Consider the following 11,043-nt stretch of genomic DNA (forward strand, 5'->3'; position numbering starts at 1 on the left):
CGGGCGCGTCGGAATAGGTCGAGGCCATGCGCGCGAAGTCGGCGCCGGTGCGCAGCTGGCGCATCACTTCCTCGGCGCGCGCGGCGCGCGCGGCGGCGCGGATGGCGAGCGGCCGCCATGCGGCCAGCCTGACGACCGCCTGCAGCAGTCGCTGGCGGTGGCCACCGCCGCCTATCTGGCCGAACTCAATCGCGTGACCCTGGCCGACCTGATTCCCGGCAGCGGCGAGGCGCACGGCGACGTGCCGGGCTGGCTGGCCACGAACGCCTGGCGCTGGCGGCACTCGGCGCTGGAAGAGGGGGCGTGACATGGCGCCGGCGCTTCGCCGGCCTGTCCAGAAAAGCGCACGACCGTGCGCAACCGCTTCCGCACGCGATGGTGTCGCTTCGGCTAGAATGTTTGCCCATGAATGGAAGGCCGCCTTCCACGCCGCGACACCCAAGTTATAGGAAGACCATGAGTACCGATAGTAATCTGAACGAAGCCCAGAACACCCAATTGCGCATCGACGCGCTGGAATACCACCGCAGCCCGACCCGCGGCAAGATCGAAGTGGTGGCCACCAAGCCGCTGTCGAACCAGCGCGACCTGTCGCTGGCCTACTCGCCGGGCGTGGCCTACGCCTGCGAGGAAATCGCCGCCGACCCGGCGACCGCCTTCGACTACACCTCGCGCGGCAACCTGGTGGCCGTGATCTCGAACGGCACCGCGGTGCTGGGCCTCGGCAATATCGGCCCGCTGGCGTCGAAGCCGGTCATGGAAGGCAAGGGCTGCCTGTTCAAGAAGTTCGCCGGCGTCGACGTGTTCGACCTGGAGCTGGACGAGCTGGATCCGGACAAGCTGGTCGACGCCATCGCCATGCTCGAGCCAACCGTGGGCGGCATCAACCTCGAAGACATCAAGGCGCCGGAATGCTTCTACATCGAGAAGAAGCTGCGCGAGCGCATGAACATCCCGGTCTTCCACGACGACCAGCACGGCACCGCCATCATCTCGACCGCCGCGCTGCTCAACGCGCTGAAGGTGGTCGGCAAGGACATCGGCCAGATCAAGCTGGTCTGCTCGGGCGCCGGCGCGGCGGCCATCGCCTGCCTCGACATGATGGTGCTGCTGGGCGTGAAGCAGTCGAACATCTACGTCACCGATTCGAAGGGCGTGATCTGGCAGGGCCGCGAAGCGAACATGGAAGCCAACAAGGCGCGCTATGCGCAGGCGACCGATGCCCGCACCTTGGGCGACATCGTCAAGGATGCCGACGTGTTCCTGGGCTGCTCGACCGCCGGCGTGCTCACCGCCGAGATGGTCAAGACCATGGCCGACAAGCCGGTGATCCTGGCCCTGGCCAACCCGGAACCCGAGATCCGTCCAGAAGTGGCGAAGGCCGCGCGTCCGGATGTCATCATCGCCACCGGCCGTTCGGACTATCCGAACCAGGTCAACAACGTGCTGTGCTTCCCTTACATCTTCCGTGGCGCGCTGGACTGCGGCGCGACCCGCATCACCGACGAGATGAAGCTGGCCTGCGTGACCGCGATCGCCGAACTGGCCGAAGCCGAGGCGAGCGACGTTGTGGCGCTGGCCTACGAAGGCCAGGACCTGACCTTCGGCCCCGAATACATCATCCCGAAGCCGTTCGATCCGCGCCTGCTGGCGGCGATCGCGCCGCGCGTGGCCGAGGCGGCCGCCGCATCGGGCGTGGCGACCCGTCCGATCGCGGACATGGACGCCTACCGCGACCAGCTGGGCCAGATGATCTACCACACCGGTTTCTTCATGAAGCCGGTGTTCAACAAGGCGCGCGCCAACCTGCGCAAGGTGGCCTACGCCGAAGCGGGCGAGCCGCGCGTGCTGCGCGCGGTGCAGACGGTGGTGGACGAGGGCATCGCCCAGCCGGTGCTGATCGGCGACGAGGGCGCGATCGCGCGCGCCGTCAAGCAGGCCGGCCTGCGCCTGCAGGCGGGCGTGGACTACACGGTCATCGCGGCGGAAAGCGACACGACGCTGCAGGGCACGCGCCTGCTCAAGTCGGGCCAGGTCGACGCCCTGATCTGCGGCATGACCGGCAGCTACGACAGCCACCTGGAACACGTCCGGAACGAGATCGGCGTGGCGCCGGGCGCCGAAGTGCTGGCCGCGATGAACGCGCTGGTGCTCGACAAGCTGACCCTGTTCATCACCGACACCTACGTCAACGAGACCCCGAGCGCCCAGGAACTGGCGGCGATCACCCGCCTGGCGGCCGACGCCATGCAGCACTTCGGCCTGGAGCCGAAGGCGGCGCTGCTGTCGCACTCGTCGCAGGGCTCGTCCGAGCGTCCGTCGGCGCGCCGCATGCGTGAAGCCCGCGCCCTGCTGGCGGAACAGGCCCCAGAGCTGGCGGTGATCGGCGAGATCCACGGCGACGCCGCGCTGTCGCAGGAAATCCGCGACATCTACAACATCGACGCCGGCTACGCGGGCAGCGCCAACCTGCTGGTGATGCCGTCGCTGGACGCGGCCAACATCCTGTTCAACGTGCTCAAGGTCGCCAGCGGCAAGGGCGTGACGGTGGGCCCGATCCTGCTGGGCGCGGCCAAGTCGGTGCACATCCTGAGCCCGAGCGCCACCGTGCGCCGCATCGTCAACATGACGGCGCTGGCTGCCGCGCAAGTCGTTTAATGCGCTAACCCTCCCCATCCGGCGGCCCCTTGCGAGGGGCCGTCGCGTTTTTTGGCTTTCTCCATGATTTCCGTGATCGACCTCGCATTGAACTTCGGCCTGGGCGCCTCGCTCGGCATCGCCGGCGGCATGCTGGGCATCGGCGGCGGCCTGATCGCCATTCCGGTGCTGGGCCTGTTGTACGGCATGAACCAGCACCTGGCCCAGGGCACGGCGCTGGTGATGATCGCGCCGAACGTGGCGATCGGCTTCTGGCGCTATCACCAGAAGCATCCGGTCGACCTGCGCTCGGTCGGCGTGGCCGGCCTGTGCTCGATCGGGACCGCCTGGCTGGCGGCGCGCTTCGCGGTGGCGATCGACGCCGAGGTGCTGCACTACGCCTTCGCGCTGTTCCTGCTCGCGCTGGCGCTGTACTTCGGCTGGCCGTCGCGGCGCAAGACCGGCGCGCCACCCCCGCCCGTGAAGGAAGTGCCGGGCCGGTTGATGCCGGCGATCGGCATCGCCAGCGGCGCGGTGTCGGGCTTCTTCACGATCGGCGGCGGCATGGTGGTGGTGCCGGCGCTGGTGAGCCTGTTCAAGATGCCGCAGACGCGCGCCCAGGGCATGGCGCTGGCGCTGGTGGTGCCGGGCGCCTTCGTGGCGCTGGCCACCTATGGCCACAGCGGCGCGGTCGACTGGCAGGTCGGCCTGCCGCTGGCGCTGGGCGGCGTGCTGACCGTGTCGTGGGGCGTGCACCTGGCGCATACCTTGCCGGCACGCCTGTTGCGGGTGGCGTTCAGCACGGTGCTGCTGGCGGCCGCCGTCACCATGCTGGTGACCGGCGGCGCTGCGGCGGGCTAAACCGCGCGGGCGCGGCGACGGCGCAATGTCAGTCCCGTCGCGCCGATTGCGAGCAGGGCCAGCGTGGCCGGTTCCGGCACCTCGTTTGGCCCCACGTAGCGCGGGACGATGCGGGACACGTGTTCTTGGTAGCCGCCGTTAAAATCGAGCCACTGCTCATACCCGGGGTCCAGGGACCCTGCGGAGACGGTGCCTCGGTGGGCGCCTGCGAAGTCGTAGAAGCCGGGGCCATCCTCCGTAACCCGGTATATCGAAGTCGTGTAATGGGCAGTGTAATAGAGGATGCCCGATGGGTCGGATGCGAACCTGATGCTGAACGATGTGTACTGGTCGCCGCCAAAGTTGCTGTAGATGCGGAAATTGGTCGGGCCGTCGCGCAAGAAATGGGTGCTCACTTCGGTGATCTGGGTACTGCCTTCGGAATGCTCCGGTGATATGCGCATTTCGAACGGCTGGCCGACTCCCTGGATCGGTAGTCCGAACCTGAAATCGGCAATGGACCCATCGGTATCGTGCTGCACGAAGTACCCGGTTAGCGGGCCCTTGAAATTATATTGCACGTATCCCGCCCATGCTGGCAGCGCACACAGCAGCCCTGCAACGAGCCCAATTACTTTCTTGATCATGTTGTCTCTCCCTGGTTAAATGAAAACCGGGCAGGGAGCAAGTAACGTGCCAAAAAATCAAAAATTATTGCAATCAAGGACTTGGCGTTTCATCTATGCGATTTTGTCGGACGCCTGTAATGCCGGCCGACAGCAAAAATCAGTTGGCGATGCCGTCGTCGTCACCGAACCGGTCGAGCAAGAACGCGATGAAGGCGCGCGCCCGCGCCGACTGGTGCTGGCGATTGGGGTAATACAGATACAGGTCGGCTCCTGGCTGCATGTAGCCGGGCATGACGATCCTCAGGCGTCCGCTCTCCACATACTTCTTCAGGTCCCATTCCGAGCGCACCAGAATGCCGTGTCCGTCCAGCGCCCAACCCAAGGCGATGTCGCCGTCGTTGCTCGACAGCGCGCCCTCAACTTTCACCGAGACGCTGCGTCCCTCGTGCACCAGGCGCCAGACGCCGTACGCATCGTCGTTCTGGCGGTGGACAATGCAGCGGTGCGCCGCCAGCTCGTCGAGGGTCGTCGGCTCTCCATGCCGTTCGAGGTAGCGCGGCGAGGCGCACAGGAAGCGCCGGTTCGACATGATGCGGCGCGCCACCAGGCGCTGGTCGGGCAGTTCGCCGAAGCGGATCGCCAGGTCGATGCCGCCCGCGACCAGGTCGACCGGGCGGTCGGTGACGTCGAGCTGCACCTCGACCTGCGGATAGCGCTGGGCGAAGCTCGATACCAGCGGCGCGATCGCCGTGCGTCCGAAGCCCAGCGACGCGTTCACCTTCAAGAGGCCGCGCGGCACCGAGCGCGTGCCGGACACCGCTTCTTCCATCTCGCGCAGCTCGGCCAGGATCCGGGTCGCGTAGTGCAGATAGGTTTCGCCTTCGGGCGTCAGGCTGCTGGTGCGGGTGGTACGGTTCACCAGGCGCACGCCCAGGTGTTCTTCGAGCTGGGCCAGGCGCTTGGTGGCGGCCGGCGGGGTCAGGTCCAGTTCGCGGGCGGCCGCCGACAGGTTGCCGTGGCGCGCCAGCAGGACGAAGAATTCGAGGTGGGAAGCGAGCTCGTTTTTCACCGCAGGTTAAGAATCTAGTGAATCCGGCTCAATCATAACCGCCTTTGGAGCGAATAATCTGGTGGCTCGTACAACCGCAAGCGAAGGAACACCAGATGAGAATCGTCGAGATCCGCGAAAAAACCGTCCCGATCAGCTCCCCGATCCGCAACGCCTACATCGACTTCAGCAAGATGACGCTGAGCGTGGTCGCCGTCGTCACGGACGTCATGCGCGACGGGAAGCCGGTGATCGGCTACGGCTTCAATTCCAACGGCCGCTACGGCCAGGGCACGCTGATGCGCGAGCGCTTCATCCCGCGCATCCTCGAGGCCGATCCGGCGTCGCTGCTCGATGCCGACGGCGACAACCTGGATCCGCACAAGGTGTGGCAGGCGATGTTCACCAACGAGAAACCGGGCGGGCATGGCGAGCGCTCGGTGGCCATCGGCACCATCGACATGGCGGTGTGGGACGCGACCGCCAAGATCGCCGGCAAGCCGCTGTTCCAGCTGCTGGCCGAGCGGTATGGCAACGGCGAGCCGGATCGTACAGTGTTCGTCTACGCGGCCGGCGGCTATTATTATCCGGGCCAGGACCACGGCAAGCTGAAGGACGAGATGCGCAGCTACCTGGATCGCGGCTACACGGTGGTCAAGAAAAAGATCGGCGGCGCTTCGCTTGACGAAGACCTGCGCCGCATCGATTCGATCCTGAGCGTGCTGGGGGATGGCCAGAAGCTGGCGGTGGACGCCAACGGCCGCTTCGACCTGGACACCGCGATCCGCTACGCCAAGGCGCTGTCGCAGTACGACCTGTTCTGGTACGAGGAAGCCGGCGACCCGCTCGACTACGAACTGCAGGCCACCTTGCGCAACTACTACGACAAGCCGATGGCCACCGGCGAGAACCTGTTCTCGATGCAGGACGCGCGCAACCTGATCCGCCACGGCGGCATGCGTCCGGACCGCGACTGGCTGCAGTTCGATTGCGCGCTGAGCTATGGCCTGGTGGAGTACCTGCGCACGCTCGACATGCTGCGCCAGCACGGCTGGTCGGCCAGCCGCTGCATTCCGCATGGCGGCCACCAGATGTCCCTGAACATCGCGGCCGGACTGGGGCTGGGCGGCAACGAGTCCTATCCCGACCTGTTCCAGCCGTATGGCGGCTTCCCGGACGGGGTGAAGGTCGAGAATGGATACATCACGATGCCCGACCTGCCGGGGATCGGCTTCGAAGGGAAGGCCGACCTGATCGCCGAAATGCGGCGCTTGACCGATTGACAGTCAGTCTTTCAGGCCTGACCCGGGCCTGGCCTGGGCCGCGTGCAGGTCGGCCTTGACGGTATCGGGCGCCAGGTTGTTGACGACGTTGCCGATGAATTTGCTGCTGGCAAGGCCCGCGACGATGCGGTCCTTGCCTTCCTTGAGCGCCGCGTAGCCTTCGGCGGCCACCTTCGCCGGCGACGCCTTTTCTCCCACGCCGAGTTTATTGGTCAGCATGTCGGCGCGCGGCCAGAAATTGGTGTCGACCTGGCCCGGCATCAAGAGCGTGATGGTAATGCCTTCGATGCCGCTGTCCTTGAGCTCGGACTTGACCGCTTCGGCGAACGACACCAGGAAGGCCTTGGTCGCGCCATACACCGCCTCGTACGCCGTCGGCATGGTGCCCGAGATCGAGGCGGTGAACAGCAGCTTGCCGGCGCCTTGCTCGACCATGTCGGGCAGGATGCGCTTGGTCAGGTGGACTTGCGAGATCGTGTTCAGCTGGATCATCGCGATCTCTCGTTGCAGGTCGGTGCCGCCGACGAAGCGGCCGCCCAGGCCGACGCCGGCGTTGAGGGCGGCGGCGGCCAGCGGGCGGCCCGCGGCGCGCACCGCCGCGTACAGGGTTTCGACGCCGTCGAAGTCGGTAAGGTCGGCCACCACAGTGGCAACTTGCGCGCCGCGGCTTTTCAGCTCGTCGGCCGCGGCGTCCAGGCCGGCCTGCGTGGTGGCGGTGATGATGAGGTCATGGCCGTCGGCCGCGAACTGGTGGGCCAGTTCGTAGCCGATGCCGCTGGAGGCGCCGGTGATCAGCGCCAGGGGACGATGGGTTTGCTCTGTCATTGCTGGCTCCTTCGATTGATCGTTGGGGCCAGCGTAGCATGCTGAAAAAATTGCCCTCGTCCGGCTGGGCAAATCGCTTCTAGGCGTCTAGATAGCGCGCGACCGCCTGTCCCACTTGGGTGGTGTTGGCGGCGCCGCCCATGTCCGGCGTGCGCGGGCCCTCGACCAGGCATTTCTCGATGGCGGCCAGCATGGCGTCGTGCGCCGCGGTGTAGGTGGCGTCGCCCTGGCCCAGGAACTCGAGCATCATCGCGCCGGACCAGATCATCGCGATCGGGTTGGCGATGTTCTTGCCGTAGATGTCGGGCGCCGAGCCGTGCACCGGTTCGAACAGCGAAGGGAAGGTCCGTTCCGGATTCAGGTTGGCCGATGGCGCGATGCCGATGGTGCCGGTGCAGGCCGGGCCGAGGTCGGACAGGATGTCGCCGAACAGGTTCGAGGCCACCACCACGTCGAAGCGCTCGGGCGAGATCACGAAGCGCGCGCACAGGATGTCGATGTGGTACTTGTCCCATTTGACGTCGCCATACTGCTGGCCGATGGCGGCCACGCGCTCGTCCCAGTAGGGCATCGAGATCGAGATGCCGTTCGACTTGGTGGCGGCGGTCAGGTGTTTCCTGGGGCGGCGCTGGGCCAGGTCAAAAGCGTACTTGAGGATGCGGTCGGTGCCGTGGCGAGTGAAGACCGATTCCTGCAACACGAATTCGCGCTCGGTCCCTTCGAACATCTTGCCGCCCACCGAGGAGTATTCGCCTTCGGTGTTTTCGCGCACCACGTAGAAGTCGATGTCGCCCGGCTTCTTGTTCGCCAGCGGGCAGGGCACGCCGGGCATCAGGCGCACCGGGCGCAGGTTGACGTACTGGTCGAACTCGCGCCGGAACTTGAGCAGCGAGCCCCACAGCGAAATATGGTCGGGCACCGTCTCGGGCCAGCCGACGGCGCCGAAATAGATGGCTTCGAAACCGTCCAGTTGCTGGCGCCAGTCGTCCGGCATCATCTTGCCGTGCTGCGCATAGTAGTCGCAGTCGGCCCAGGCGAAGGTGGTGAATTCGAAGCCGATGCCGAAGCGGCGGGCAGCCACCTCGAGGGCGCGCAGGCCCTCGGGCATGACTTCCTTGCCGATGCCGTCGCCGGCGATGACTGCGATCTTGTGGGTTTTCATGGGGCGTGGCTCCTGAGTGCTGGATGAGTGTGGTGAGCATAATCCGAAACACTCTGTTTATAATATGGCCTTTCGTAGTATCAAGGAACACGTAGCGTGAATAATCTGCTGGAGAATGCCGACTTGCGTGTGTTCGTGACCGTCGTGCGCAAGGGTTCGTTCGCCCAGGCCGCCGCCGAGCTGGGGATGTCGGCGGCCTATGTCAGCAAGCGCATCGGCGTGCTCGAAGAAGCGCTGGGCGTGCGGCTGTTCCAGCGCACCACGCGCCGCATCGTCATTACCGAAGAGGGCGAGCAGGCCTTCGGGCGGGCCCAGGCGATCCTGGACAGCCTGGACGACCTGGTCGACGAGGTGTCCGAGCGGCGCCGCGAGCCCAGTGGCCGGGTGCGCATCTGCAGCAGCTTCGGCTTCGGGCGCAATGTGGTAGCGCCGGCCATCGCCAAGCTGGTGCGCGCTTATCCGGCGCTGCAGATCCGGTTCGAGGTGTTCGACCGCCTGGTCGATCCGGTGGCCGAAGGTTTCGACCTCGACGTGCGCATCGGCGACGAGATCGCGCCGCAGCTGATCGCGCGCCGCCTGATGGCGAACCACCGCATCCTGTGCGCGGCGCCGGACTACCTCGCGCAGCATGGCGCGCCGCGCTCGCTGCAGGAGCTGTCCGGGCACCAGTGCCTGGTGATCAAGGAGCGCGACCACCCGTTCGGCGTGTGGCGGCTGCGCGCGCGCGGCGGCGAGGAAACGGTGAAGGTCTCGGGCGCGCTGTCGACCAACCACGGCGAGATCGCGCTGCGCTGGGCGCTCGACGGCGCCGGCATCATCCTGCGCTCGCGCTGGCATGCCCAGCCCCATCTCGATGCCGGGCGGCTGGTGCAACTGCTGCCCGACTTCACCCAGGAAGCCAATGTCTGGGCGGTGTATCCGCAGCGGCTGGGCAATTCGGCGAAGGTGCGGGTGTGCGTCGAGTTCCTGGAGCGCGAGCTGGCGATGCAGGCACCGGAATAGGGATTCTCGTGGTCGAAACCGCACCGGAATAGTAGCTGCGCGCACCGCGATAGTGCGCTGCACAAGGGTGTTCCCTCGGGTGTTTCTCATCTGGTACGCATCGATGCGTGGCGTATCGACATTGCGCCGCAACATGAGCGATAATAGCGACCCGAAGCACACCATACCCCGTGCGTTTCGTGCATTTGCGCCCACCCGGCGCGCCGCCATCCCTGTTACTACCATATCGCAAGGAACATGAACTTCAGCTCGTCGCTTGTCGCTACCCCCTGCACGGCCACCCGGCGGACCCTGTCCGTTCGCGTGGCGATCGCTTTCATCATCGTCGATGCAGCGGTGCGCTGATGAGCCAATCTGTCATGTTTCCGGGTCCGGCATCGCCGGCCCAGCGTGCTGTCGTGGTCAAGCCGCATTCGCCGCTCGATGACGTCTACGGCATCGCCGTCGGCGTGCTGTTCGTCGTGATCGGCATCGTGCTGCTGCAGGCGGCGCAACTGATCACCGGCGGCGTGGCCGGCATCGCGCTGCTGACGTCCTACGTGAGCGGGATGTCGGTGGGCACGCTGTTCATGATGATCAACGTGCCGTTCTTCCTGTTCGGCTACCTGTTCATGGGGCCGCTCTTCACCTTCAAGTCGCTGGCCGGCAGCGCGCTGGTGATGGGCCTGCTCAAGCTGATGCCCTACGTGCTGGTGATCGACCACATCCACCCCGTGGCGGCGGCGCTGGGCGGCGGCACCTTCTGCGGCATGGGCATCCTGGCCATGGCGCGCCACGGCGCGGGCGTCGGCGGCACCGGCATCGTCACCCTGTGGCTGCAAAAGAAACACGGCATCAACGCCGGCCGCACCCAGGTCATGATCGACGGCGTCATCCTGCTGCTGGCCCTGGGCCTGGTGGCTCCGCACCTGGTCGGCTGGTCCGCGCTGAGCGCGATCGCCATGAGCAGCATGGTCATGGCCTGGCACCGCGCCGGCCGCTACTTCGGCAGCTAACCCTCAACGAGGGTCAGATACCGTCTTGGATTGCAAGGTTTTTGTGAAGGTAATTGGCGTCAAATGGCTTGCCGGTTCGAACGACGCCGTAGATCAGATGCGCTAGCTTATGGGTAACAGCGCTGATCACTGCTCGCTTGGCCATGCCGTTCGCTAATAGGCGTTCGGCGAATTGATGCAGGATTGGATTGTGTCGGCGTGCGACCATACTGGGCATGAAAAGCGCTGCCCGTAGCGATGTGCTGCCGGTTTTGCAGAGCATTGTGCGGCCTTTGAGCGACGTGCCCGAGGTTCGCTGTTTGGGTGCGACGCCCAGGAAGGCAGCGAAGGCTTTCGCGTTTTTGAAGCGACGAATGTCGCCAAGATGGCCAAGTATGCGGGCAACCGTCGTCATCCCCAGCCCAGGGATACTGGCGATGAGTGCGGCATCGTTCTTCAATCCTGGATGGCGATCAATGTGATCGTCGATATCATCCTGCAGCTTTCGAATCTCGGCATCAAGCCATTTGATGTGCTCAGCGACGTTGTCGGCAACGTCTTGTAAGCCTGCCACGATGTGCGCTTCTATGCGGTTCTGTTCCTGCTGCCGAATGTCCTTCAGGGACTGCACGCGCAAGGTCCA

At 65.6% G+C, this 11,043-nt stretch carries 11 protein-coding genes; 6 read left to right on the forward strand and 5 right to left on the reverse strand.

What is annotated here, in order from left to right; all coding sequences use genetic code 11:
- From HMPREF9710_RS29020 to HMPREF9710_RS13405, 3 genes are all read left to right on the forward strand, one after another.
- Window positions 1-307: helix-turn-helix domain-containing protein (locus tag HMPREF9710_RS29020; RefSeq protein WP_005667140.1), on the forward strand; the 307-nt coding region annotated here is incomplete at its 5' end.
- 149 nt (window positions 308-456) lie between these two features.
- On the forward strand, window positions 457-2,658 hold the full coding sequence (locus tag HMPREF9710_RS13400) for an NADP-dependent malic enzyme (RefSeq protein WP_005667141.1): 2,202 nt from the start codon (window positions 457-459) through the stop codon (window positions 2,656-2,658).
- Between the two features lie 63 nt (window positions 2,659-2,721).
- Entirely contained in the window at window positions 2,722-3,498 is a 777-nt protein-coding gene (locus tag HMPREF9710_RS13405) for a sulfite exporter TauE/SafE family protein (RefSeq protein WP_005667142.1), read from the forward strand.
- Here HMPREF9710_RS13405 and HMPREF9710_RS13410 read toward each other — a convergent pair.
- Window positions 3,495-4,124: a PEP-CTERM sorting domain-containing protein gene (locus tag HMPREF9710_RS13410; protein WP_005667143.1), complete on the reverse strand. Its 630-nt coding sequence runs from the start codon at window positions 4,122-4,124 to the stop codon at window positions 3,495-3,497. The genes HMPREF9710_RS13405 and HMPREF9710_RS13410 overlap by 4 nt on opposite strands.
- Window positions 4,125-4,263: 139 nt before the next feature.
- Window positions 4,264-5,175 (reverse strand): LysR family transcriptional regulator, encoded by a 912-nt coding sequence (locus HMPREF9710_RS13415; protein WP_005667144.1) that lies wholly within the window; start codon window positions 5,173-5,175, stop codon window positions 4,264-4,266.
- Between the two features lie 95 nt (window positions 5,176-5,270).
- Between HMPREF9710_RS13415 and HMPREF9710_RS13420 the strand changes: the two genes are divergently transcribed.
- Complete coding sequence (locus tag HMPREF9710_RS13420; protein ID WP_005667145.1) at window positions 5,271-6,437, forward strand: mandelate racemase/muconate lactonizing enzyme family protein; 1,167 nt, start codon at window positions 5,271-5,273, stop codon at window positions 6,435-6,437.
- A gap of 3 nt (window positions 6,438-6,440) precedes the next feature.
- Here the strand turns inward: HMPREF9710_RS13420 and HMPREF9710_RS13425 are convergent, their stop codons facing one another.
- Both HMPREF9710_RS13425 and HMPREF9710_RS13430 read right to left on the reverse strand, forming a co-directional pair.
- Entirely contained in the window at window positions 6,441-7,262 is an 822-nt protein-coding gene (locus HMPREF9710_RS13425) for an SDR family NAD(P)-dependent oxidoreductase (protein WP_005667146.1), read from the reverse strand.
- Window positions 7,263-7,341: 79 nt separating this feature from the next.
- A complete protein-coding gene (locus HMPREF9710_RS13430) occupies window positions 7,342-8,424 on the reverse strand; it encodes a tartrate dehydrogenase (protein ID WP_005667147.1) in 1,083 nt (360 codons plus the stop codon).
- Window positions 8,425-8,520: 96 nt separating this feature from the next.
- Here HMPREF9710_RS13430 and HMPREF9710_RS13435 point away from each other — a divergent pair, with 96 nt between their 5' ends.
- Window positions 8,521-9,426, forward strand: coding sequence for a LysR substrate-binding domain-containing protein (locus tag HMPREF9710_RS13435; RefSeq protein WP_005667149.1), 906 nt, complete (start codon window positions 8,521-8,523; stop codon window positions 9,424-9,426).
- Between the two features lie 344 nt (window positions 9,427-9,770).
- The gene (locus HMPREF9710_RS13440) at window positions 9,771-10,421 is read left to right on the forward strand and encodes a YitT family protein (RefSeq protein WP_229409792.1); all 651 of its coding nucleotides are present in this window, start codon (window positions 9,771-9,773) and stop codon (window positions 10,419-10,421) included.
- 13 nt (window positions 10,422-10,434) lie between these two features.
- Here HMPREF9710_RS13440 and HMPREF9710_RS13445 read toward each other — a convergent pair.
- Window positions 10,435-11,043: IS110 family transposase (locus HMPREF9710_RS13445; protein ID WP_005667151.1), on the reverse strand; the 609-nt coding region annotated here is incomplete at its 5' end.

It is taken from the genome of Massilia timonae CCUG 45783 (assembly GCF_000315425.1).
Classification (GTDB): domain Bacteria; phylum Pseudomonadota; class Gammaproteobacteria; order Burkholderiales; family Burkholderiaceae_D; genus Telluria; species Telluria timonae.

Bases quoted from the DNA above. Each gene is read 5' to 3' on its own strand.
- HMPREF9710_RS13430 (WP_005667147.1), bottom strand. From the start codon at position 8,424: ATGAAAACCCACAAGATCGCAGTCATCGCCGGCGACGGCATCGGCAAG.
- HMPREF9710_RS13410 (WP_005667143.1), bottom strand. From the start codon at position 4,124: ATGATCAAGAAAGTAATTGGGCTCGTTGCAGGGCTGCTGTGTGCGCTG.
- HMPREF9710_RS13400 (WP_005667141.1), top strand. From the start codon at position 457: ATGAGTACCGATAGTAATCTGAACGAAGCCCAGAACACCCAATTGCGC.
- HMPREF9710_RS13440 (WP_229409792.1), top strand. From the start codon at position 9,771: ATGAGCCAATCTGTCATGTTTCCGGGTCCGGCATCGCCGGCCCAGCGT.
- HMPREF9710_RS13425 (WP_005667146.1), bottom strand. From the start codon at position 7,262: ATGACAGAGCAAACCCATCGTCCCCTGGCGCTGATCACCGGCGCCTCC.
- HMPREF9710_RS13420 (WP_005667145.1), top strand. From the start codon at position 5,271: ATGAGAATCGTCGAGATCCGCGAAAAAACCGTCCCGATCAGCTCCCCG.
- HMPREF9710_RS13405 (WP_005667142.1), top strand. From the start codon at position 2,722: ATGATTTCCGTGATCGACCTCGCATTGAACTTCGGCCTGGGCGCCTCG.